The 21,765-nt window shown below is 72.9% G+C and carries 20 protein-coding genes and 1 pseudogene; 8 read left to right on the forward strand and 13 right to left on the reverse strand.

Annotated elements, in window-relative coordinates; genetic code table 11:
- Positions 1 to 183 precede the first annotated feature (183 nt).
- Positions 184 to 633: a cell division protein SepF gene (locus ACOBQB_RS17590; protein ID WP_423592834.1), complete on the forward strand. Its 450-nt coding sequence runs from the start codon at positions 184 to 186 to the stop codon at positions 631 to 633.
- Positions 634 to 665: 32 nt separating this feature from the next.
- Here the strand turns inward: ACOBQB_RS17590 and ACOBQB_RS17595 are convergent, their stop codons facing one another.
- Together ACOBQB_RS17595 and ACOBQB_RS17600 are read right to left on the reverse strand one after the other, a co-directional pair.
- A complete protein-coding gene (locus tag ACOBQB_RS17595; protein WP_423592836.1) occupies positions 666 to 1,877 on the reverse strand; it encodes an acyl-CoA dehydrogenase family protein in 1,212 nt (403 codons plus the stop codon).
- A 120-nt stretch (positions 1,878 to 1,997) separates the two neighbouring features.
- Entirely contained in the window at positions 1,998 to 3,632 is a 1,635-nt protein-coding gene (locus ACOBQB_RS17600; protein ID WP_423592837.1) for an MFS transporter, read from the reverse strand.
- A gap of 232 nt (positions 3,633 to 3,864) precedes the next feature.
- On the opposite strand from ACOBQB_RS17600, the gene ACOBQB_RS17605 reads away from it, so the two are divergent.
- Together ACOBQB_RS17605 and ACOBQB_RS17610 are read left to right on the forward strand one after the other, a co-directional pair.
- Entirely contained in the window at positions 3,865 to 5,013 is a 1,149-nt protein-coding gene (locus tag ACOBQB_RS17605; protein ID WP_423592839.1) for a glycosyltransferase family 39 protein, read from the forward strand.
- Positions 5,014 to 5,270: 257 nt separating this feature from the next.
- The gene (locus ACOBQB_RS17610) at positions 5,271 to 6,308 is read left to right on the forward strand and encodes a phosphatase PAP2 family protein (RefSeq protein ID WP_423592840.1); all 1,038 of its coding nucleotides are present in this window, start codon (positions 5,271 to 5,273) and stop codon (positions 6,306 to 6,308) included.
- Positions 6,309 to 6,433: 125 nt separating this feature from the next.
- Here the strand turns inward: ACOBQB_RS17610 and ACOBQB_RS17615 are convergent, their stop codons facing one another.
- From ACOBQB_RS17615 to ACOBQB_RS17645, 7 genes and pseudogenes are all read right to left on the reverse strand, one after another.
- Positions 6,434 to 6,649: an I78 family peptidase inhibitor gene (locus ACOBQB_RS17615; RefSeq protein ID WP_423592842.1), complete on the reverse strand. Its 216-nt coding sequence runs from the start codon at positions 6,647 to 6,649 to the stop codon at positions 6,434 to 6,436.
- A gap of 353 nt (positions 6,650 to 7,002) precedes the next feature.
- Positions 7,003 to 7,470, reverse strand: a complete 468-nt coding sequence (locus ACOBQB_RS17620) for a helix-turn-helix transcriptional regulator (protein WP_423592844.1) — start codon at positions 7,468 to 7,470, stop codon at positions 7,003 to 7,005.
- Positions 7,471 to 7,615: 145 nt separating this feature from the next.
- Positions 7,616 to 7,729, reverse strand: a pseudogene (locus tag ACOBQB_RS17625) (HTH domain-containing protein); the annotation flags it as partial.
- 269 nt (positions 7,730 to 7,998) lie between these two features.
- Positions 7,999 to 8,868 (reverse strand): hypothetical protein, encoded by an 870-nt coding sequence (locus tag ACOBQB_RS17630; protein ID WP_423592846.1) that lies wholly within the window; start codon positions 8,866 to 8,868, stop codon positions 7,999 to 8,001.
- Positions 8,865 to 10,127, reverse strand: coding sequence for a glycosyltransferase family 4 protein (locus tag ACOBQB_RS17635; RefSeq protein WP_423592847.1), 1,263 nt, complete (start codon positions 10,125 to 10,127; stop codon positions 8,865 to 8,867). Before ACOBQB_RS17635 ends, ACOBQB_RS17630 begins: the two co-directional genes overlap by 4 nt.
- A 164-nt stretch (positions 10,128 to 10,291) precedes the next feature.
- Positions 10,292 to 11,632 carry an ABC transporter substrate-binding protein gene (locus ACOBQB_RS17640; RefSeq protein WP_423592849.1) on the reverse strand — a complete coding sequence of 447 codons (1,341 nt, stop codon included), beginning with the start codon at positions 11,630 to 11,632 and terminating at the stop codon, positions 10,292 to 10,294.
- Complete coding sequence (locus tag ACOBQB_RS17645) at positions 11,607 to 12,242, reverse strand: hypothetical protein (protein ID WP_423592851.1); 636 nt, start codon at positions 12,240 to 12,242, stop codon at positions 11,607 to 11,609. The genes ACOBQB_RS17640 and ACOBQB_RS17645 overlap by 26 nt, the downstream gene beginning before the upstream one ends.
- Positions 12,243 to 12,296: 54 nt before the next feature.
- Between ACOBQB_RS17645 and ACOBQB_RS17650 the strand changes: the two genes are divergently transcribed.
- Genes ACOBQB_RS17650 through ACOBQB_RS17660 form a run of 3 tightly spaced genes read left to right on the forward strand, consistent with a single transcriptional unit; the run spans position 12,297 to position 16,229 of the window.
- The gene (locus tag ACOBQB_RS17650; RefSeq protein WP_423598558.1) at positions 12,297 to 12,884 is read left to right on the forward strand and encodes a hypothetical protein; all 588 of its coding nucleotides are present in this window, start codon (positions 12,297 to 12,299) and stop codon (positions 12,882 to 12,884) included.
- Positions 12,885 to 12,888: 4 nt separating this feature from the next.
- Positions 12,889 to 15,555 carry an ABC transporter permease subunit gene (locus ACOBQB_RS17655; RefSeq protein ID WP_423592852.1) on the forward strand — a complete coding sequence of 889 codons (2,667 nt, stop codon included), beginning with the start codon at positions 12,889 to 12,891 and terminating at the stop codon, positions 15,553 to 15,555.
- The gene (locus tag ACOBQB_RS17660) at positions 15,552 to 16,229 is read left to right on the forward strand and encodes an ATP-binding cassette domain-containing protein (protein ID WP_423592854.1); all 678 of its coding nucleotides are present in this window, start codon (positions 15,552 to 15,554) and stop codon (positions 16,227 to 16,229) included. The genes ACOBQB_RS17655 and ACOBQB_RS17660 overlap by 4 nt, the downstream gene beginning before the upstream one ends.
- On the opposite strand, the gene ACOBQB_RS17665 is transcribed toward ACOBQB_RS17660, so the two are convergent.
- Positions 16,210 to 16,728, reverse strand: coding sequence for a transglycosylase family protein (locus ACOBQB_RS17665; protein ID WP_423592856.1), 519 nt, complete (start codon positions 16,726 to 16,728; stop codon positions 16,210 to 16,212). The genes ACOBQB_RS17660 and ACOBQB_RS17665 overlap by 20 nt on opposite strands.
- Positions 16,729 to 17,372: 644 nt before the next feature.
- Between ACOBQB_RS17665 and ACOBQB_RS17670 the strand changes: the two genes are divergently transcribed.
- Together ACOBQB_RS17670 and ACOBQB_RS17675 are read left to right on the forward strand one after the other, a co-directional pair.
- The gene (locus ACOBQB_RS17670) at positions 17,373 to 18,155 is read left to right on the forward strand and encodes a hypothetical protein (RefSeq protein WP_423592857.1); all 783 of its coding nucleotides are present in this window, start codon (positions 17,373 to 17,375) and stop codon (positions 18,153 to 18,155) included.
- Positions 18,156 to 18,303: 148 nt separating this feature from the next.
- On the forward strand, positions 18,304 to 18,630 hold the full coding sequence (locus ACOBQB_RS17675) for a hypothetical protein (RefSeq protein ID WP_423592858.1): 327 nt from the start codon (positions 18,304 to 18,306) through the stop codon (positions 18,628 to 18,630).
- 83 nt (positions 18,631 to 18,713) lie between these two features.
- Here the strand turns inward: ACOBQB_RS17675 and der are convergent, their stop codons facing one another.
- The 3 genes from der to cmk all read right to left on the reverse strand — a co-directional run bounded on the left by der (position 18,714) and on the right by cmk (position 21,644).
- Positions 18,714 to 20,192 (reverse strand): ribosome biogenesis GTPase Der, encoded by a 1,479-nt coding sequence (gene der / locus ACOBQB_RS17680; protein WP_423592860.1) that lies wholly within the window; start codon positions 20,190 to 20,192, stop codon positions 18,714 to 18,716.
- Positions 20,193 to 20,274: 82 nt separating this feature from the next.
- On the reverse strand, positions 20,275 to 20,991 hold the full coding sequence (locus tag ACOBQB_RS17685) for a lysophospholipid acyltransferase family protein (RefSeq protein ID WP_423592862.1): 717 nt from the start codon (positions 20,989 to 20,991) through the stop codon (positions 20,275 to 20,277).
- Positions 20,949 to 21,644 (reverse strand): (d)CMP kinase, encoded by a 696-nt coding sequence (cmk, locus tag ACOBQB_RS17690; protein ID WP_423592864.1) that lies wholly within the window; start codon positions 21,642 to 21,644, stop codon positions 20,949 to 20,951. The genes ACOBQB_RS17685 and cmk overlap by 43 nt, the downstream gene beginning before the upstream one ends.
- Between the last annotated feature and the right edge of the window lie 121 nt (positions 21,645 to 21,765).

The following is a 21,765-nucleotide window of genomic DNA, read 5'->3' on the forward strand; positions in this document are numbered from 1 at the left end:
CACTCTCTGTCAGCAACCGCGCACAGTACGGCCCTTGAAGTACGGCATGCGTCGGCGTGTTGACTGTGCACCAGTACCGTCACGAAAACCCCGCGCGGCGACTATCCACTTGGCGCACCATCCGCATCATGGACGAGCATAGGGATGCGGAACGCAGGGAAACCGCAGTGAGAGGAGGCGTCCATGGGATCGGTGCGCAAGGCGAGTGCTTGGCTTGGCCTCGTCGACGACAACAACGACGAGCGTTACTACGACGACGGCTACGAAGACGACCGGGACGAGGGGCCCGGCCAGCCTGAGGCCTGGGTCACCGACCCGCGCGGGCGGGTGGCCGACGAGAAGGCCACGGACGACGGGCGCCGGATCGGGACCGTGACCCCGGACAGCTTCCGGGACGCGCGCGCCATCGGCGAGCTCTTCCGGGACGGCGTGCCGGTCATCATGAACCTCACGTCCATGGAGCCCACGGACGCCAAGCGCGTGGTCGACTTCGCGGCCGGCCTCACCTTCGGCCTGCGCGGTTCGATCGAGCGCGTGGCGACGCGGGTCTTCCTGCTCACCCCCGCCGACACGCACATCGTCAACGGCGAGGCCACGAGCCGCCCCTCGGACGGCTTTTTCAACCAGAGCTAGGGGCAAGGCCGCTCACCGGGAGCCGGCCGGGGTCACCGGAAGGCGTCGAGGCCGGTGAGCGCCTTGCCCAGCACCAGCTGATGCATCTCGACGGTGCCCTCATAGGTGAGCACCGATTCGAGGTTCGTCGCGTGCCGCATGACGGGGTACTCCAGCGAGATCCCGTTGGCGCCCAGGATCGTCCTGGCCGTGCGGCAGATCTCGATCGCCTCACGCACGTTGTTGAGCTTGCCGAAGCTGACCTGTTCGGGACGGAGCCTGCCGGCGTCCAGGCGCCGTCCGAGATGATGGGCGAGCAGGACGCCCTTGTGCAGCTCGACCGCCATGTCGGCGAGCTTGGCCTGGGTCAGCTGGAAGCCGCCGATGGGCCGGCCGAACTGCTCCCGGGTCTTCGCGTACTCCACCGCCGCGTCGAAGGACGACCGGGCGGCGCCCATCGCACCCCAGACGATGCCGTAGCGCGCGTGGGACAGACAGCTGAGCGGGCCCTTCAGGCCGACGACCCCCGGCAGGACCGCGTCGGCCGGCAGCCGCACCTCGTCCAGCACCAGCTCACTGGTGACGCTCGCGCGCAGCGACCACTTGTGCTTGATCTCCGGTGCCGAGAAGCCGGGGCTGTCGGTCGGTACGACGAACCCCCTGATCCCCTCCTCGGTCTGCGCCCAGACGACGGCGACCCCCGCCACCGAGCCGTTCGTGATCCACATCTTGCGCCCGCTGAGCACCCAGTCGGCGCCGTCCGCGCCCGCGCCGTCCCTCTTCGCGTACGTCCGCATGGACGCCGGGTCCGAGCCGTGGTCGGGCTCCGTCAGGCCGAAGCAGCCGATGATCTCGCCGGCGGCCATCCCGGGCAGCCACCGCTGCTTCTGCTCCCCGGAGCCGAAGCGGTGGATGGCGTACATGGCGAGGGAGCCCTGCACGGAGACCAGGGAGCGGATGCCGGAGTCGGCGGCCTCCAGCTCCAGGCAGGCGAGCCCGTACTGGACGGCGCTCGCGCCCGCGCAGCCGTAGCCCTCCAGCGACATGCCGAGCGCCCCGAGGGAGCCGAGCTCGCGGGCCAGCTCGCGGATGCCGGGCAGTTCGCCCTTCTCGTACCAGTCCGCGATGTGCGGCAGGACCCGGTCGGCGGCCCAGGCCCTGACCGTGTCGCGGATCGCGAGGTCCTCGGGGCCGAGGAGGTCGTCGATGCCGAGGGGGTCGGCGGGGTCGAAGGGCGGCAGAGGGGTGCGGGCGCTTGCGGACATGCGGGCCTCCGGCGGCACAAAACTAGCGGTGGTAGTCAGCTACGGCTCGCGCTGACGTTACGACGCGGTGTGCCGCACGTCCAGGGTGGCTCGGCGCGGGGGCGCCACGCCCGGCGTGGCTCAGCGCAGGGAGTCCACGCCCACGCCCGCGGGGTCCCGCGGTGCCGGAATCCCCTGCTCGGCCGAGTCGGCCCGGGCCGCGGGCGCCCCGCACTCCATGGCCCGCGGCAGCCTCAGCGCGGCGAGCGCGCCGAGCAGCAGCAGTCCGGCGCTGACCAGCAGCGTCACGTGCAGGCCGTGCACGAAGGAGTCGCGGGCCGCGGCGCGCAGGGCCTCGCCCGCACCGCCGCCGAGCCGTGCGGCCACTTCGTAGGCCTCGCCGAGCGAGTGGCTCGCCGCCGCGCTGTCCGCCGCGGGGACGCCCGGCACCGAGGAGAGGCCCGGCGCGTACGCGGCGTTCATGACGGTGCCGAGCAGTGCGATGCCGATGCCCGCGCCCAGCTGGTAGGAGGTCTCGCCGATGGCGGCGGCGCCGCCCGCCTGCGCGGGCGGGGCCTCGCTGAGCATCGACTCGTAGGCGCCGAAGAGCGTGGTCTCCAGGCCGAAGCCGAGCAGAACGAAGCCGGTGAGCAGCAGGATGTCGTTGGCGTGGCCGCCCATGCCGGTCAGCACCACCACGGCGGCCGCGGTGAGGCAGAACCCCGTGCAGACCATCGTGCGCGGCCCGAAGCGGTGCAGCAGCTTCGACCCGGCGAGGCCCGCGGCCATCGCGGCGATGGTGAGCGGCAGGAGCCGCAGGCCGGTCTCCAGCGGGGAGAGGCCGAGGACCAGCTGGAGGTACTGCGCGGCGATCAGCTCCAGGCCCACGAGCGCGAGCATGGCGAGCACGATGCAGCCGACCGACGTGCTGAAGGCGGGCCGCCGGAACATCGACAGGTCGACCAGGGGGTGCTTGCGCCGCCGCTGCCTGCGGACGAAGCCGGTGAGCAGGGCGGCGCCCACGGCCAGGGACAGCAGCGTCGTGACGCCGAGCGGCGACTCGCCGCCGCCGAGCCGCTTCACGCCGAGCACGACGCCGAAGAGACCGCCCGCGGCCATCAGCGCGCCGGCCACGTCCCACGGCCCGTCGCGCTCCCCGGTCGACTCGGGCAGCAGCCAGCGTCCGATCGGCAGGCTGACCAGCATCAGCGGGATGTTGATGAGGAAGACGGAGCCCCACCAGAAGTGCTCAAGGAGGAACCCGCCGAGCAGCGGCCCGACGGCCGCGCCCACGGCGGCGACCGCGCTCCAGATGCCGATGGCGACGGCCCGCTCGCGCCGGTCGGGGAAGACCTGGCGCAGGATCGACAGCGTCGCGGGCATGATCATCGCGCCGCCGACGCCGAGCAGCGCCCGGGCGGCGATCAGCACCTGCGCGTTGTCCGCGACGGCCGCGACCGCCGAGGCGACGCCGAAGAGGGCGTACCCGAGCAGCAGGACGCGTCTGCGGCCGACGCGGTCGCCGAGCGTGCCGAAGAGGATGAGGAGCGAGGCGCAGACCAGTGGATAGATGTCGACGATCCACAGCAGTTCGATCGCGCCGGGCTTCAGGTCCTCGGTGACCGCGGGCACGGCGACGTGCAGGACGGTGGCGTCGACGGCGACCAGCAGCAGGCTGACGCAGAGGACGACGAGCACGAGCCAGCGGTTGGCCCCGGCACCGGCCCCGGATCCCCGACGGCCCTGCGGTGCTGCGGCCGTGGTCGTCCCGGACATGTGCGTACCTCCCAGTGATCCCTCGCTTCGGCGGCCTGCGGGATGGGGACTGGCTGCTCCGGCGGCGCAGACAAAGGCGAGTGAGCGGCCAGAGTACGCGAGTTCATCCCTGGGGCGCGTGGTGGACCTCTCACGGTTGTACGGACGTGGTGTGGCGTGCGCCACGCCCTGCGCGCCCGGTCTGTGCTCCCGGGCGGGCATCCGTTCCCCGCCACGGCCGATAATCGAGCCCGTGACCGATCTTGATCAACGCCTCTCGCCGCCGTCGGCCGGCTTCACGCTGCGCCGCGCGGCGCCCGCCCTCCTGGTGTACGCCGGGGTGCGCGCGCTGGGCCTCGCGGTGCTGGCGGTGTGGAGCGCGGTGGCGGGCAGGAGCCCGCACACGCTGCTGGCCGCCCGCTGGGACTCGCTCTGGTACACCCGCGTCGCCGAGCACGGCTACGGCTGGGAGGTGACGCTCCCCGACGGCAGCGTGCACTCGAACCTCGCGTTCTTCCCGCTCCTGCCCTGGCTGGAGCGGCTCGGCGCGGCGGTCAGCCCCTTGTCGTACGCCGACGCGGGCCTGGTGGTGAGCTGGCTCGCGTCGCTCTTCGCCGCCGCGGGGATCTTCGCGGTCGCCGACCAGCTGTACGGGCGCCGGGCCGGGGTCTGCGCCGCCGCGCTGTGGGCGGTGCTGCCGGTCGGCATCGTGCAGTCGATGGCGTACAGCGAGTCCCTGTTCACGGCGCTGGCCGCCTGGTCGCTGTACGCCGTGCTCAGGGAGCGCTGGGTCCTGGCGGGCGTGCTGGCCTCCCTGGCGGGGCTGACCCGGCCGGTGGGCGCCGCGGTGGTCGCCGCGATCTGGGTGACGGTCGCCGTGCGGGTGTACCGGGAGCGGCGGGCCGGTTGGCGCATGATCCTCGGGGCGCTCCTGGCACCGCTCGGCGCCGCGGGGTACGTGCTGTGGGTCGGCCACCGCACGGGCGACGGCCTCTTCGGCTATCTCGACGTCCAGGCGGGCTGGGGCAACGGCTTCGACTTCGGCTACGCCTTCGCGCGCTTCGTCGGCGACAAGTTCACCTCCGTCCCCGGCGCCCTCGCGGGGCTGGGTCTGATCGTCGGGGTGGCGCTGGTGGTCTGGCTGTACGTCGTCGGGGTGCGGCAGCGCCAGCCCTTGCCGCTGCTCGTCCACACCGGGATCGTCGTCGCGCTCGCGCTGTGCGCGGCGGGCTACTTCGGCTCGAAGCCGCGTCTTCTGCTGCCCGCCTTCCCGCTGCTGCTGCCCCTCGCGGTGGCGCTGGCCCGGCTGCGTACGTCCAGGTCGGCGCTGGTCCTCGGGAGTGTGGCCGTGGTCGGCGCGGTGTACGGGGCGTTCTGGCTGCACGGGTCGGGGCCGCCGTGATCCCACCCGATCCCGTCATGATCATTTCCGGGCCCGCGGTGACCGTAAGGGAAAATCCCCACCGGCTCCCGGTGAACGAATTCATAAGGCCCATAAAACGCCATCGGAGACGATCAACGAATTCAGGCAATGCGTTGGCGGCCGAATAAGGAATCCGCGGAATAAACACCTCGCTGAGATGAATCCCACATCACATCGTCATCACAAAGCCACTGATTCGGCCTAGTGCAAGACTCACCCGCTGTAACGTCGATTGGGTGCGTACCGAACGAAACCTCACCCGTCTTGACCGGGTCTTCGCCCGGCTCGACCGTGAGCCGGAACGACCGACCCACCTCGATGTACCGAGGATGAGCCGGCACCGGGTCGTGCTCTTCAGCGCGACCCTGGCCTTCTACCTCGCCATCGTCGTCGCCGTGCTGACCACCTCGTGGCTGGTGCGGTTCGACTGGCAGGTCATGTTCTTCCGGCCCTACCAGCAGTGGCCGGAGATCCACGCCTTCCTCGACTACTGGGTCGTCCTCGGCCAGCGCGGCCCCACGGCTGTCATGGTCGCGGCCTGGCTCGGCTGGCGCTCCTGGCGTCAGCACACCCTGCGCCCGCTGCTGATGTTCGGCGCCTCGCTGCTCCTGCTCAATGTGACGGTCGGCGCCGCCAAGCTCGGCATGGGCCGCCTCGGTCCGCACTACGCGACCACGATCGGCTCCAACGAGATGTGGCTCGGCGGCGATATATTCCCCAGCGGCCACACCGCCAACGCCGTCGTGACCTGGGGAATCCTGGCCTACCTCGCCTCGACCCCGCGCACCCGCCGCTATCTGTCGGCCGTATCGGCCGTGGTCTCGCTGAGCGTCGGCCTCACCACCGTCTACCTCGGTACGCACTGGCTGAGCGACGTCTTCCTCGGCTGGGCCGCAGGCCTGCTCATTCTGCTCGCGCTGCCCTGGTTCGAGCCGCTGATCACCCGGATCGAGGCCGTGATCTTCGGCGTCCGCGAGTCCTGGCGCGCCCGCCGCGCCGGTACGGCGGCCCTGCCCGAGCCCGCGGCGATTCCCGGAGCTCCGGTCGGCGCCCCCGCGATGGTGCCGCAGCGGCCCCGCGCGGAGGAGCAGATGCCCGCCCGCGAGCCGGTCGGCGCGGCCCGCTCGGCACGGACCCCGGCCTACCTCGCGCCCGGCCCCCACACGGCCCGCTCGGAACGCACTCCGGTCACGCCGGCCGGCAGCCGCAGGCCGCCGCACTCCGACCGCGCGACGCGCGGCACCACGTCGGCCCGTCCGGTGGCGGGCGGCTGACCCGACAGAGGGCGGGGGCCGGTACGCACCGCCATCCCCCGCCCGCCCATGAAGGCGCATCGCGAAGACGCATCGCGAAGGCCCCGGTTCCGTCGAGGAGCCGGGGCCTTCGTCGTGGCACGGTGCTAGCCCTTCCAGGAGCGCGTCACGACGCCCCCCTCGACCTCGAAGTTGAGCCGCCCCGCGAGGTACTCCATGGTGATGATCGCCCCCGGCGGCAGCGACCTGACGGTGGACCAGCCGTGCTCGCGCGCCTGCCGCTCGGCGGCTTCGGCCGCCAGGCCCACGTAACGGTCCGGGCTGTCCTGGGGCTCTGCGGGAGGGGTCGGAATAGGTGCCATGGACGCCACGTTAGGCGGCGCGGCGCTGCCGAGGGAAGGCCGGGAGGCCGGACACCATGCGTGACTGATACCTCTCCGGTCACGCTTTTGTCACAGGATCACGACGTGCGTTTCGGTCGAACTCCGTCACACGTATGGGCGGTTCCGTACGTCTGACGGAGTAATTCGCGGAAGTCTTCGATACCCCGGAAAGTCGCCCAACGCCCCCGGCGACAACCGCCCCGCATAATCCCGCATCGCCTTTACGGACCCTCCGCATTTCGGAATCCGGGTCCCGCGTACCGGCATTGAGGGAGCATAGGGAATTCATGGTTCCGGTCCAGCGCCGGCCCTGGCGCCACCCCTGGCGCGGCCTACGACCGGTCGGGCGACGCGCCCGGGTCGGACGGCGCTCCCCGGTCCAGGGCCCGGGTCAGGAGGTTCCGGGCCACCCTGATCCGCTCGGTGAGCTCGGCGGGCTCCACCACCTCGAACTCCAGTCCCAGGAACATCACGTGGAAGAGCATCACGTCCAGGCTCGCCGCCCCCGTGCGCAGCAGGCAGCTCCGCTCGGTCTCGGCCTCCAGGGTGCCGTCGGCCGGGGGATCCGCTCGGCGGCCTCCTCCAGCGGCACGAGGAGGCGGACCACGGCGTGCGCGGCGTACGCGCGGGTGGAGACGCCCTCGGCGACGTACGCGGCCATGGTCGTCGGCCGGCGGGGTGCGCGGCGCGCAGCGCGGCCCGTGCGGCGGCTTCGGCGTGAGCCGGTCCACGCGGAACGTACGCCAGTCCGCGCGCTCCAGGTCCCACGCCACGAGATACCGGCGGCGCTCGGTGCGCACCAGCCGGTGCGGTTCGACGGTCCGGCGGGTGGAACTGCCCGCATGGTCGCGGTAGCAGCGGCGGCAGCTCGGCCCCCGCGCCGAGCTGGTAGCCGCCGCCGGTGCCGGGGCCGGTGTTGACGGGGTAGCCGAGCTCGCGCAGCCGGTCCACGTCACGGCGCACGGTGCGCGCGGTGACGCCGAGGCGGTCGGCGAGGTCGGCGCCGGACCGCCCCCACTGCCGGAGCAGGCGGAGCAGTCGTGCCGAGGTCTCCAGCATGGAGGCGATTGTGCCCGGCCTTCAGGACAGCGACGGTCCTCATTGACGGGGGGTGCGGACAACCTCCCGTAGGGGCGCACCCCTGCCGCCCAGGACCAGTCCCCGTAAGGGGGCGCGGGGAACTGCGCGAGCGGCCGAGGGCGGCCCGCGGTCGCCGTACGACCGTTGCCGGCAGGCGGCAGGCGGCAGGCGGGTCGGCGTCTGTGGATGGTGGGTGGCTGATCGCGCAGTTCCCCGCCCCCCTTACGGGGCCCTGCCCCCCCGGAGAGCTATTCGCTCCCGGCCTCGCGGACGCGGACGGACAGGTCGTTGTCGAGGGTGTAGTACGGGCCCGCCTCCAGCACCCCGTGCACCGTCTCGCAGCGCGTCACCGGATACGTGAAGATCGCCTTCTTGTCCGGTACGTCGTCCAGGAGCCGGGCCAGACGCACGCGCTGCCCGCTCTCGCCGTCCGGGAGCAGCCACAGGTCCCACGGGCCCGGCCCGCTGTCCGCGAGCAGGCTGTGGCGCATCCCGAGCGTGAACTCCGGTCCATCGGCGGTGACTTCGGCCCGGTGGACGAGACCGGGCTCGGCGCGCCGGACGGCCTCGGCGTACGCGGCGCCGGTCAGCGACGTGCCGTAAACGCGACCGTGGACGGTCATGGCGCCGTCCGCCAGCTCGATCTCGCCGGCCTCGGCGTGCGGTGCCCGCAGCCAGCTGCGCACGGAGAGGTTGCCCTGCTTCGTCGCGTAGGGGATGCGCACCGCGACATGGCCGCGGCTGCCGCTGGGAGCGCGGTCGACGAGCGAGCGCAGGTCGTTCACGCCCGGCATCAGGCGGCGCGGCTCACCGCCCGCGACCTGCGCGTACGCGTTCCAGCGGCCCTCGGCGAGCTCGACGGTGCTGGGCAGCGCGGCCCGCAGCCGCCCGTCGGCCGACGGGGAGAGCGGCAGCCGGACGCAGTCCTCGGCGGAGTCGGCGTCCCGGCGGCGCAGCAGCAGGTAGGCGGCGTCCTTCGCCCCCGCCTCCCCGGGGTCCGTCACGTCGAAGGTGAGGCCCCCGGCTGAGTCGGCGACACAGTCGGCGCGCGGCGCCGTGGAGGCCTTGTGGTCGTCCCCGGTGTGGGACGCCTCGTGCGAGGTGGCCAAGGCCGTCATGCGGTCGATCCCTTCGTCTGGACGCGTCGGAGATCCCGCACCGCGTACGCGCCCCCGAGCAGCGCGCCGCGCGTGCGGTGCAGGGAGCCGCGCATCCGGCCCCCGAACGAGGTCCCGCGGGCGAGCATCCCGGAGAACATCGCGTCGTAGCGCTCGGCTATGCGGACCGGGTCGAAGCGCTCGGAGTCCTGGAGCGCGGCGTCCGCCATCCGGTGCCGGAGCGAGTCGTCGTTGATCAGTTCGAGCAGTCCGCCGGCGATGGCGTCGGGGTTGCCGACCTCGACGAGGCGCCCGTCGACGCCGTTGTCGATAATCTCGCCGGGGCCGTGCGGGCAGTCGGTGGCGACGACGGGCAGGCCGCAGCGCATCGCCTCGACGATCGTCATGCCGAAGGACTCCAGGCTGGAGGTGACGGCGGCGATGGAACCCTTGGCCCACTCGGGCTCGATGGGGTGGGCGGGCCCCATGAGGAAGACGTGGTTGTAGAGACCGAGTTCGTCGATCAGGGCGCGCAGCTTCTCCTTCTGCTTGCCGCTGCCGTAGATCCGCAGCCGCCAGTCGGGGCGCTCGCGCCGCACCTTGTCGAAGGCCCTGATCAGCAGGTCGTACCGCTTGACGGGGGCGAGCCGCCCGGCCGCGACGACCCACTTGTGGGTGCCGTCGGCGGGCTCTATGCCGGGCGCGGGCACGGGATTCGGCAGGGCCTGCACATGGACGCCGGGCAGCCGCATCTTGCGCCGGTAGGCGCGGGCGTCGGCCTCGGTCGTCGTGGTGAGGACGTCGAGGCGCGGGTAGACGCTGCGCAGCTGGCGGCGCAGTTCCCTGGAGTGGCTGTCGAGCGTGAGGTGCTCCTGGCCGACGCGCAGGGGGCCGCGCGCGGTCTGCCGGGCGATGTGCACGTTGAGCCCGGGCCGGGTGCCGACGACGACGTCCGCCTCCAGGGCCCCGAGATGCGCGGCGATGCGCCGGTCGGTGAGCGCGCTGTACTGGTCGTAGCGGCCCTCGGCGCTGGGGAACGTACGGGCGGGCCGCAGGTACTCGGGGTCCTCCCCCTCGTAGCCCGGGCTGTCCTTGCGCGTGTCCACGAGGTGGCTCAGGCGCACGCGCTGGTCAGGCGCGAACACCGGCTCGTCGCGGTGCCGGAAGACGGAGACGATCTCGACGTCGTGCTGTTGGGCCAGCGTGTTCGCCAAGTTGTACGTCGTCCGGATCGTCCCTCCGATCCCGTACGCGTTGTGTATGAGGAAAGAGATGTGCATGCGTCCCCGTATCCCGCGTTTCTATGCGGACAGTCCCCCCTCGTCCGCCTACCGCAGGGTTAGACGGTAATTCGTGGCCAAAGGTTGGGTGTCACTACCATCCTGTTTTGGAACAGATACATGATCGAGAGCCAAGAACGGGAACTTTCCCGCACTCCCACGCATCAAGGCTGGTAGGCGAGCTGGGGAACGTCGAAACAGTTCTCGGTCATGTCTCCCCCTTGAGTTCCCCCGTGAGCTCCCTCTTGGGCTCGCCCTTGGGTGATCCAGCCTTTCCCGTCCCGCCAACGGGCCACCGACACACACGTCCTGCGGTGCGCCGGGGGCTCGGACCGCTGCTCGAAGGTCACGGGCAGGAGCAGCCCACGCGCCGCATACGGCTCGTTCCGGTTCATGAATCTGTCCACGCACGCGCGCGTCACCTCATCCGCACCCTCGCCCTTTCCGCTCAGGCAGGCCCTCGCCGCGTCGGTGAACCACATGGCGGCGGCCCAGCCCTCCAGTTGCCACTGGGAGAGCGTCTTCCCCTTCATGGCCGAACGGAACTCCCGCACGGCCGGATGCGCGGTGTCCTCGTAGTTCCTGCTCGACCCGGTGGCCCACAGGGCGTTGCGGCAGCGCGGCGCGTCCTTGTAGTCCTCGCCGACGGTCGAGGTCCAGTTCTGCACGTTGGTGACCTTGGCGGTGACCTCCGCCCCGACCTCGTCCATCGCCTCGCAGAGCCGGGCGTTGCCGTGCGTGTCCATCGCGTCGAAGACCAGGTCGGCGCCCTGCTCCTTCAGATCGGCGGCGGCCGCGCGGAAGTTGGGCAGCGCGAAGTCGACCTGCTCGGTGACGACCTTGTAGCCCTCCGCCTTCAGCCCTCTGGTGACGAGGCGGGCGTACGCGGCGGAGGCGGCCTGGTTGTAGGAGACGACGGCGGCGGTCCGCGCGCCCTGCTCCCGCTTGAAGTAGCGGTAGACCTCGGTGCCGCCGTAGAGCTTGCCGTCCCACCCCGGCTTGCCCTCGCGCGGGGCCAGGCTGCCGTAGATCCCGTACAGATGCCGATACGTCTCGTACGCCGCTCCGATCGGCTGTCCGCCGATGTCGGGCACCCGCGCGCGGGAGACGCGGGAGGCGCCCGCGTAGTCCAGGGAGGCGGTGGCCACGAGCGCGACGACCTTCTGCTCCTCGACGAGCTCGCGCACGCAGTCGTTGTTGCCGACGCCGCTGCCGCCGTCGTCGCAGGTGCGCACCTCCACCTCGCGGCCCTGGATGCCGCCGCGCGCGTTCAGCCGGTCGAAGTACGCCTTCGCCCCGTCGCGCGGCCCGGTGAAGGCGGCGCCGCCCACCGGGCTGGTCGCGCTGGTGATGATGCCGACCCTGACCGGCGCCTTCCGGTCGGGCGCGGGGGCCGTGCCGCGCCGCTCGAAGTCGCTCTCGGGCAGCCGGGACCCGCAGGCCGCGCCGCCCACGAGGAGGGCCGCGACGAGCAGCGCCTCAGCAGCCCGGGCCGGGCGACGCATTACCGCTCAGCTTCACCAGCGCGCAGAGGGTCTTGACGGACACCTTCCAGGTGTCGTCCTGGTTGACGGCCGTGCCGGAGGCGTCGGGCAGCGCGGTGGCGCCCTTCAGGGTCAGCGCGTACGTGACGTCGGCTTCCTTCGCCGAGGTGAACTCGACCTCGCCGACTTTCGCCGCGACCTGCTTGCCGCGCTCGTCGCCGCTGAAGCCCTCCAGGACTGCGCGCATCTTGGCCCCGTTCTCCAGGACGGCTTCCTTGTCCTTCAGCGACACCTTGGGGTCGAAGAACTTCTCCCAGTTCTCCCGGACTTCCTTCTCCGCGGCCGCCGGGTCGGCGGGCGCGGTGGCGGTGGCGGTGTCCTTCGCCGGTTCGGTCGTCTTCTCCACGGACGGCTCGGGCGGTGTGCCGCCGCCCCCGCCTCCGCTGTCGTCGCCGCAGGCCACGGCGGCCGGGCCGATCAGCAAGGCCGCGGCGGCCGCCAGTGCCGCGCCCCGCCTGGGGTTGCTCCCGAGAACCATCTGGCTCACCACCGGGTGTCGGTCCGGGCCGTGACGGCCCGGTGCTTTCAGGGTCAGCTCGCAGAAGGCATAGTGCAAGCCATCGGCTGACATGGACAGCCCACCGACGTTGCTGATGTGACCGACGACGTGTCCCAGGGGGCCTCGATGCGGGCGGCTCAGACAGTTCGGACGGCCGGTGCGTCCGGCCCGACCCGGCCGCGCGCCGCGCACCCCGTGCTGTGGGCCGCCTTCGCGGCGCTGGCCGGCGGCGCGGTGCTCTGCGTGCTCGGCTGGTACGGCGTCTCGGGGGAACGGTTCGCCGAGCGGCAGCTGCCCTACCTCGCCTCCTGCACGGTGCCGGGCGCGGCGCTGATCGTGGCGGGCGCGGTGCTCCTCACCCACGGCAGGAGCGCCCTGGCGGCGGCGCGCGTCGAGGAGCTGTACGGGCTGCTGGTGGCGACCGGGACCACGGAAGCCGAGGAGCGGCCGAAGGTTCCCGTGGCCACCAGCGGGACGCTCCTCATGGTCCCCGGCGGCACACTCCGGCACCGCGCGGACTGCCCCCTGGTCGCGGGCAAGCCGGAGGCGCTCCCCGCGGACACCACGACCGTGGCCACGGGCACCCTGGCCCCCTGCCCGATCTGTGAGCCGCAGCGGCCCGGCACGGAGACGGAGCCGCCTGATGCCCCGTCCGGGCCCACCGCGCAGCTGGACGGGCCGTCGGGGGCCACCGAGCCCGGCCAGGAGTCCTGACCCGGTGTCGTCCCTGAGCTACGAGCTGACGTTGGCCGGGCTCTCGGTCGGGGGTGCCGCCGCTCTCACCGGCATCGGGCTGATCGTCACGTATCGCGCCACCGGGGTCCTCAGCTTCGCGCACGGCGCGATCGCCATGGTCTGCGCCTACGTCCTGCGGCAGCTGACCGCGGAGTGGCACTGGCCGCTCCCCCTCGCCGCGGCGCTCACCCTGCTCGTCGTCGCCCCCGGCATCGGCCTGCTCCTGGACCGCGCGGTCTTCCGCCCCTTGGCGGTCCTCGGCAGCGATCCGGCCCAGACCCTGGTCGCCTCCCTCGGCGTCTTCGTCCTCCTCGTCGGCGGGGCCGCCCTGCTGTGGGGGCCGGGCGCCCGCGACGACGCGCCCACGCTGCTGCCCGCAGACCCGTGGGGCCCGCTGGGGGCGGCGCTCCTGCTCGCCGCGGCCGTCGGGGCCGTCACCCGCTGGACCCGCTTCGGCGGCGCGCTGCGCGCCGTGGTCGACAACCGCGGGCTCGCCGTGCTCCATGGCGTCGACGCGGACCGGGTGGCCGCCGCGGGGTGGGCCTTCGGCTCCTTCACGGCGGGCCTCACCGGCGTCCTGCTCGCCCCCTTCGTACGCCTGGACCCCTACGGCATGCCGCTGCTGGTCATGGAGGTGGTCGCGGTGGCGGTGGCGGCCGGGATGCGCAGCCTGCCCGTCGCCGTGACCGTGGCGATCGGGCTCGGGGTGGCGCAGAGCCAGCTGACGCGCCTGCACCCGGGGGGCGCGCTGGAACAGCTCGTGCAGACCGCCGGGGCGAACCTCTTCGTGATCGCGCTCCTGTTCGCGGCGTTGATCCTGCCCGGCATCGGCTCCGGCGACGCGCTCCCGCGCACGGCGACGGCCCGGATGCCGACCCCGCCGGGCGCCTGGATAGTGGCCGCGGTCCTCTTCCTCATCCCCCTCGGTTTCGCGGGCACGGATCTGACGACGTCGGTCCAGGTCCCCGCGCTGGCGGTGATCCTGCTCTCCCTCGTGATCGTCACGGGCCGCGGCGGCCGGATCTCCCTGGGTCAGGCGGCGTACGCGGGCCTCGGCGCCCTCTTCACCGCCCTCCTCGCGGCGGGCCGCTTCCCCGGCCTGCCCGAACTCCCGCACCTGCCGGCCCTGGCCGTGACGGTCCTGCTCGTCGCACCGCTCGGCCTGCTCACCGGGTGGCCCGCGATCAGCCGCCACGGCCTGGCGCTGGCCCTCGCGACGTTCGCGGTCGGCGTGGGCGTCAGCCGCTTCGTCTTCACCCAGCCGTACGCGACCTCGGGACTGACCGTGGACCGCCCCGCCGGCTTCACGGGCGACCGCGCGTACTACGTCCTCGAACTCGCGCTCCTGACAGGGGCGTTGCTCGTCGTCATCGCGCTGCGGCGAGGCCGTACGGGGCGCGCGCTCGCCGCGATGCGGGACCACGAGGCAGGGGCGGCGGCCGCGGGAGTGCCCGTACGGGCCCTCAAGCTCGGGGCGTTCGTCACCGGGGCGGCGCTGGCCGCGCTGGGCGGCGGGATGCTCGCGATGGGCCAGCGGGCATTCGACTCCGAGGCGTACGACCCCGTGCGCGGGCTGCTCTGGTTCGCGGCGGTGGTGGTCCTCGGCTCGGACAGCGTCCTCGGGGCGCTGGCGGCCGCGGCCCTGCTGGTCGGCCTCGACGCGGGGACGCGCGGCGGCGTCGCCGCGGCGGTGATCGGCGTCCTCGCGGTACTGATCGGCCGCTTTCCCGGCGGGCCCTACGAGGCGCTGCGCGCCGCCACACGCCGCCTCCACCGCCCGGCCCGCCTCACCGCCCTGGGCACGGCCGCCCGCACCGCCCTCCGCCCCGCCCCGCAGGCCCCGCCTCGGGAGGCCCACGGACGCCCACGCCCGCAGCACCTCGCACCGGACGCAGCCCCTCGCCCACGCCACCCCCGTACCGCCACCGCCCCCGGCGGCCCCGGCGGTCCACCCCCGCTGACGGCCCACCACCTCACCCTCACCTACGACGGGTTCACCGCCCTGCGCGACGTCACGCTCGCCGTCCCCCGAGGCCACGTCACCGCGGTCGTCGGCCCCAACGGCGCGGGCAAGAGCACCCTCTTCCACTGCCTGGCCGGCACCTTGCGCCCCGATACAGGCCGCGTCACCCTCGGCGCCCGCGACATCACGAGGCTCCCCGCCCACGCCCGTACGCGCCTCGGCATGGCCCGCACCTTCCAGCAACTGGCGGTCTTCCCGTCCCTGACGATCGCCGAGAACATCCAGGTGGGCGCGGAGCAGACCGCCCGGTCCGCGCCCTTGGCCACTCCCCTCGCGCTGCGGCTCCTGGACCTGACGCACCTCCACGCGCACCCCGCGACCGGCCTCCCCACCGGCACACTGCGCCGCACCGAACTCGCCAGAGCCCTCGCCGGCACCCCCCACACCCTCCTCCTGGACGAACCGGCCGCGGGTCTGGACGCCTCCGAAGCGGCCGCCCTGGCGACCCTGCTGCGCGCCCTGGCGGCCGACGGCATGGCGCTCCTCGTCGTCGAGCACGACCTCGACCTCGTGGCGGACCTCGCCGACACCGTGCACTTGATGGCGGCGGGCCGCGTCATCGCGTCGGGCCCGCCGCACCAGGTCCTGGCAGAGGCCCGCGCGGCCGAGGGAGAGCACACCGGATGAAGGGCATCGAACTGCGCGACGCCCACGTCCACTACGGCCCGCTGGAGGCCCTGCACGGCATCACCCTGGCCGCCCCCGCCGCCGCCCTCACCGTCCTCCTGGGCCGCAACGGCTCCGGTCGTACCACGGCCCTGCGCGCCCTGGCCGGCACGCTCCGCCTCTCCTGCGGAGCCGTGCTCCACGACGGCCGCGACATCACCCGCAGCCCGGCCCACGAAAGGGCGGCCCGGGGCCTGTGCTTCGTACCGGACCGCCAGGCGGTGTTCTCCTCCCTCACCGTCGCGCAGAACCTGGAGCTCTCCCGCGCCGACGGCGGCTTCGGCCCCGCCCTCGCCGCCTACCCGGAGCTGCGCCCCCTGCTGTCCCGCCGCGCGGGCACCCTCTCGGGCGGCGAGCAACGCATGCTCGCCCTGTCCCGCGCCCTGCTCGCGCGGGCCTCGGTGATCCTCGTCGACGAACCGACGCAGGGCATGTCACCGCCCCTCGCGGCCCGCACCCACGCCCTGCTGGCCGGCCTGGCCGGACCGGACACCTGCGTGGTCGTGGCCGAACATCGACTGCCGCCCGCCCCGCGCGTTCGCGCGGGGCGGGCGGCGGTCGTGGTGCATGAACTGCGCCGGGGCGCGGTGGTCTTCAGCGGAGAGGCGGCAGAGCTCAGGCCCGCCCCGGAATGACCAGCTCCGTCCCGACACGGATCCGGTCGGGGTTGCCCCCGACGACATCCCGATTGGCCTTGTAGAGGGCCTTCCAGCCCCCCACGACCCCGTATTGCCGGGCGATCGAACTCAGCGTCTCGCCGGACCGGACCACATGAACGCGCCGGTCGAACTGTTCGAGTCGCAGCTTCTTGGAGCAGGCCGGCCAGGCCTTCCACCCCTGGCTCTGCAACACCTTCTCGGCGACCTTGATCTGCTCCTCCTTCGTGGCCAGGTCGGCGCGCGGCGCGTACTGGAGCCCGCCGTGCTCCTCCCAGGTCGGCTGCCAGAACTGCAGCCCTCCGTAGAAGCCGTTACCCGTGTTCGCGTCCCACCGTCCGCTGCTCTCGCACTCGGCGAGACAGTTCCACCGGCCCTTGGCCGTGGAGCAGTCGTACGCCTCGGACGGGGCGCTTCTCGGCGGCGACGGGGCCGCGGACGCGGCGGCCGGTGGCAGCACCACCGCGGCCAGGGCCACGCCCACGACCGTCGCCAAGGACCTCAGACCGCGCGCCGGTCCCAGGCGCCCCAGGTGACCGAAATGCGTGATATGCCTCGAATGCGTCACATGCATCGGGCCACGCTAGGCGCCCCCTCCCCGCGCCCGCGGCGTGCCGCGCCGCCCCGGCCGCGACCCCACCCGGACGGACCCTCGGCCCGGACCCCGGACCCCGGGCCCCGGCGCCCGGTGGCCCGATCGGCGGACGCGCCCGGGCGGCCCGGCCGCATAGGGTGGCGGATTCCAGGGGTCCACTCGCCCATTCACCCCGATATCGACCAACTCCCCACCATTCCGGCCGAGTTGCGCGTTACCCCATCGTTACCGCGAGCATCAGCGAGATTCAGCCATCCACTTCATTCGCTGTTATCCCCATTTATCGACCATCGCCCCCTGGGGACTGCGCCCCACCCCGCCACCCCAACTTCCCTGCACAGGCGTCCTGTTGGAGCGGAGTGGCAGTTTCCGGCGGTCGGCTCACGCTCCACCGCGGATGGGTCGATTCCGTTCGCCGCCATCCGTGACTCGCGCCACTGATCCGCCGTTGTCTTCTTACGAGCCGGGCCCCCCGGCTCGGCGCACCCGCCCCAAGCACCCCACGTGACGATCCCGAGGAGCCACCCGTGCCGCGCATGCTCGACGTCAGCGACGACGTACGCGCCGAGATCGGCGACGAAGAAGCCGACCGGCTGCTCGCCGGAGAGAACACCCCGGGCAGTTACGACTGCACGTCCTGCCGCACCCCGGGCGACTCCGAACAGGAACGCACCAGCACGGTCCTGTTCATCGGCGACGAGACCGCCGTGCTCGCCTTCGCCCACGCCACCTGCCTGCCCTCCCAGATCGTCACGGTCTCCGAGGAGCAGCTCCAGGGAGCCGTGCGGTCCATCACCGGCGAGGACGCCGAAGCGCCCGGCGACGCCGCCCCCAGCCAAGCCGTGCTCGGCGTGACCAGCGGCCTGGTCCTCATCAAGGGCGAACTGCACCCCGCGCTCGTCGTGGAGCCCACCGGGCCCATCGCCCGCCCGGGCACCGCCTCGGACGGCGGCGACGAGTTCCTGCCGCTCCTGATCGAGCAGGGCTTCATGCCGGTGGTCTCCCTCGACGGCCTCCCGCCCGTGCTGCACGGCTGGTCGGTGCTGCTCGCGATGGGCCGGCTGCACGCCGTCCTCCAGCCCGGTACCGGCGGCGGCGCCCCCGTCGCCTGGTGGCAGGCCCACCAGCCGCTCCAGGTCACCGAGGCCTGGCGGACGGCGGCGAACAAGACGCAGAGCGTGCTGCTCTTCGCCGCCCCGGCAGGATCCATCGGTCGGCAACCGCGCGAGGACCTGCTGCGGGACGCCCTGGACAGGACCGCGGCCCGCGGACAGCTCGTCGCGTCGATGATGCCGCTCGCCGGGACCTGACCGGGGCGCGGAACGGCCCCGGACAGGGGACCGGACCGGTGCCCGCGCGAGCCGCCCCGAGCCGTGAACGCGCCGGTCACGCTCCTGCCGAGCCGGAAAGCGGCGCCGCCCCCCGCATCCGTCGGGCGACGGTTTCGTTGGCACAGACGTGCACACATACGACCCCTCCCGCTCCCGACCGGCGTATCAGAACCCGATCCCGTCCATGCGCACCGCGCAGGACGCCACGGGCGAGCGCTCGGCCACACCGATCTACGACACGCTGTACTCGGAGTACCGCCGGTCTTTCCGGGCCCTGCCCGGCGACCGCAGCGGCGAGGAGCATCTGGGGTTCACCGCCTTCGGCACAGGGCCGTACGGCACGCCACACTTCGGGCAGTTCCACCTGAGCCGCTACGGCCAGCACGATCACCACGCCGCAGGCCACCACCACGTCCCCGCGGCCCTGCCACCGGCTCCCCGCCGCGAGCTCTGAGGCCCCCAGAGCACAGCGAAATGCCCGGCCCCCCTGGAATCGGAGGGCCGGGCATTCACGTACGTACACCCACGTGGCGGCGGCTACTTCTTGCGGCCGCGCTTCTCGCGCACCCGCACCGAGATGTGGATCGGCGTGCCCTCGAAGCCGAACTCCTCGCGCAGACGGCGCTCCAGGAAGCGGCGGTAGCCCGCCTCGATGAAGCCGGAGGCGAAGAAGACGAAGCGCGGCGGCTTCGTGCCCGCCTGGGTGCCGAAGAGGATGCGGGGCTGCTTGCCGCCGCGGACCGGGTGCGGGTGGGAGGCGACGATCTCGCCGAGGAACGCGTTCAGGCGGCCGGTCGGCACGCGCGTCTCCCAGCCCGCGAGGGCCGTCTCGATCGCCGGGACGAGCTTCTCCATGTGCCGGCCGGTGGTCGCCGAGACGTTGACCCGCGGCGCCCACGCGACCTGCGCGAGCTCGGTCTCGATCTCCCGCTCCAGGTAGTAGCGGCGCTCCTCGTCGAGGGTGTCCCACTTGTTGTACGCGACCACGATCGCGCGGCCCGCCTCGACGGCCATCGTCACGATGCGCTGGTCCTGCACCGAGATGGTCTCGGAGGCGTCGATGAGGATCACCGCGACCTCCGCCTTCTCCACGGCGGCGGCGGTGCGCAGCGAGGCGTAGTAGTCGGCACCCTGCTGGAGGTGGACGCGCTTGCGGATGCCCGCCGTGTCGACGAACTTCCAGGTGATGCCGCCCAGCTCGATCAGCTCGTCGACCGGGTCGCGGGTGGTGCCCGCCAGTTCGTTGACGACCACGCGGTCCTCGTTCGCCACCTTGTTGAGCAGCGAGGACTTGCCGACGTTCGGGCGGCCGATGAGCGCGATGCGGCGGGGGCCGCCGATGGCCGTGCCGAAGGTCTGCTCGGGCGCCTCGGGCAGCGCCTCCAGGACGGCGTCCAGCATGTCGCCGGTGCCGCGGCCGTGCAGCGCGGAGACGGGGTGCGGCTCGCCGAGGCCGAGGGCCCACAGGGCGGTGGCGTCGGCCTCGCCGGAGGGGCCGTCGACCTTGTTGGCGCACAGGACGACGGGCTTGCCGGCCTTGCGCAGCAGGCGCACGACGGCCTCGTCGGTGTCGGTGGCGCCGACCGTGGCGTCGACGACGAAGACCACGGCGTCCGCGGCCTCGATGGCGTACTCCGCCTGGGCGGCGACGGACGCGTCGATGCCGAGCACGTCCTGCTCCCAGCCGCCGGTGTCGACGAGCTTGAAGCGGCGGCCCGACCACTCGGCCTCGTAGGTGACGCGGTCGCGGGTGACGCCGGGGCGGTCCTCCACGACGGCCTCGCGGCGGCCGATGATGCGGTTCACCAGCGTCGACTTGCCGACATTGGGGCGGCCGATGACGGCGAGGACGGGCAGCGGGCCGTGGCCCGCCTCCTCGATGGCGCCCTCGACGTCCTCGACGTCGAAGCCCTCCTCGGCGGCGAGCTCCATGAACTGCGCGTACTCGGCGTCGCCGAGCGCCCCGTGGTCGTGCTCGGCGAAGCCGTCGCCCTCGGGCTGGATCTGGTCGCTCATGAAGTCCGTACCTCGTCGTTCATCGTGGTGATCGGTGCAGCGGCCCGTACGTCGGACCGGGGCACTACTTGATAAGTCTCGCTCAGCGCCCGGTCAGGCGCCTGGCGTTTTCCAGGTGGGCGGAGAGCCGCTCCTGGATGCGCACGGTGGCTTCGTCCAGCGCCTTGCGTGTACGCCGTCCGCTGCCGTCGCCCGCTTCGAACGGGTCGCCGAAGACGACGTCGACCCGGCTGCGCAGCGGGGGCAGCTGCTTTATCAACCGTCCGCGCTTCTCGGTGCTTCCCAGCACCGCGACCGGGACGATCGGGGCGCCGGACCGGACGGCGAAGTACGCGAGCCCGGCGCGCAGCGAGGCGAAGTCGCCCTCGCCGCGGGTGCCCTCCGGGAAGATGCCGAGGCAGCCGCCCTGCTCCAGGACGCCGAGGGCGCGGGTGATGGCTGCCCGGTCGGCGATCGAACGGTCCACCTTCACCTGGCCGATGGCGTCCAGGAAGGTGCCGAGCGGGCCGATGAACGCTTCCTTCTTGATCAGAAAGTGCGTCGCCCTGGGCGCGACGCCCATGACCATCGGGCCGTCCACGTTGTGCGCGTGGTTGACGGCCAGGATCACGGGGCCGCGGGCGGGGACCCGCCAGGAGCCCAGCACGCGGGGCTTGAACAGGCCGTACATGAGGCCGACGCCGATGCGGCGGCCGACCTCCGCGCCCCGCTCCGAGGCGGCCTGTTCGGGGGCGCCGCGCCCTGAAGCTCCTTCGGTCACTTCGCGGCCCGCTTCTCCCCGACGAGGGTGACGACGCACTCGATGACCTGCTGGAGCGTGAGCTCGGTGGTGTCGACCTCGACGGCGTCGTCGGCCTTGGCCAGCGGGGACGTCTTGCGGCTGGAGTCGGCCGCGTCCCGCTTGATCAGGGCTTCCTGGGTCGCCTTGACGTCGGCGCCCTTCAGCTCGCCGGATCGGCGGGCGGCGCGCGCCTCGGGCGAGGCGGTGAGGAAGATCTTCAGGTCGGCGTCGGGCAGCACGGTCGTACCGATGTCGCGGCCCTCGACGACGATGCCCTTCTCGGCCGAGCGGGCGATGGCGCGCTGGAGCTCGGTGATACGGGTGCGCACCTCGGGGACGGCGCTGACCGCGCTGACCTTGGAGGTCACCTCGGTGGTGCGGATCGGGCCCGCGACGTCCGTGCCGTCGACCGTGATGGTCGGGGCGCCCGGGTCTATGCCGGAGACGATCTCGGGCTTGCCCGCCACGGCGGCGATCGCGCTCGGGTCGGTGAGGTCGATGCCGTTGTGCACCATCCACCAGGTGATCGCGCGGTACTGGGCGCCGGTGTCCAGGTAGCTGAGGCCGAGCTGGGCGGCGACGGCCTTCGAGGTGCTCGACTTGCCCGTGCCGGAGGGCCCGTCGATGGCGACGATCACTGCTGCCGGGGCGGCGGTTGCTGCGGTTTCCACGGGGGGCGGGCACCTTTCGCGGTACGCGGGGCGGGGAGGCGGGACGCGAACACGCCCCGCACAAGGTTACTGGCTCGCGCACCCGGCCCCGACAGCCCCTTCCCCGGGCCCTCCGGCGGGC

This window comes from Streptomyces sp. G5(2025), from assembly GCF_049542075.1.
In the GTDB taxonomy this organism is placed as follows: Bacteria; Actinomycetota; Actinomycetes; order Streptomycetales; family Streptomycetaceae; genus Streptomyces.

Bases quoted from the DNA above. Each gene is read 5' to 3' on its own strand.
- ACOBQB_RS17590 (WP_423592834.1), top strand. From the start codon at position 184: ATGGGATCGGTGCGCAAGGCGAGTGCTTGGCTTGGCCTCGTCGACGAC.
- ACOBQB_RS17595 (WP_423592836.1), bottom strand. From the start codon at position 1,877: ATGTCCGCAAGCGCCCGCACCCCTCTGCCGCCCTTCGACCCCGCCGAC.
- ACOBQB_RS17600 (WP_423592837.1), bottom strand. From the start codon at position 3,632: ATGTCCGGGACGACCACGGCCGCAGCACCGCAGGGCCGTCGGGGATCC.
- ACOBQB_RS17615 (WP_423592842.1), bottom strand. From the start codon at position 6,649: ATGGCACCTATTCCGACCCCTCCCGCAGAGCCCCAGGACAGCCCGGAC.
- ACOBQB_RS17630 (WP_423592846.1), bottom strand. From the start codon at position 8,868: ATGACGGCCTTGGCCACCTCGCACGAGGCGTCCCACACCGGGGACGAC.
- ACOBQB_RS17635 (WP_423592847.1), bottom strand. From the start codon at position 10,127: ATGCACATCTCTTTCCTCATACACAACGCGTACGGGATCGGAGGGACG.
- ACOBQB_RS17640 (WP_423592849.1), bottom strand. From the start codon at position 11,632: ATGCGTCGCCCGGCCCGGGCTGCTGAGGCGCTGCTCGTCGCGGCCCTC.
- ACOBQB_RS17645 (WP_423592851.1), bottom strand. From the start codon at position 12,242: ATGTCAGCCGATGGCTTGCACTATGCCTTCTGCGAGCTGACCCTGAAA.
- ACOBQB_RS17650 (WP_423598558.1), top strand. From the start codon at position 12,297: ATGCGGGCGGCTCAGACAGTTCGGACGGCCGGTGCGTCCGGCCCGACC.
- ACOBQB_RS17660 (WP_423592854.1), top strand. From the start codon at position 15,552: ATGAAGGGCATCGAACTGCGCGACGCCCACGTCCACTACGGCCCGCTG.
- der (WP_423592860.1), bottom strand. From the start codon at position 20,192: ATGAGCGACCAGATCCAGCCCGAGGGCGACGGCTTCGCCGAGCACGAC.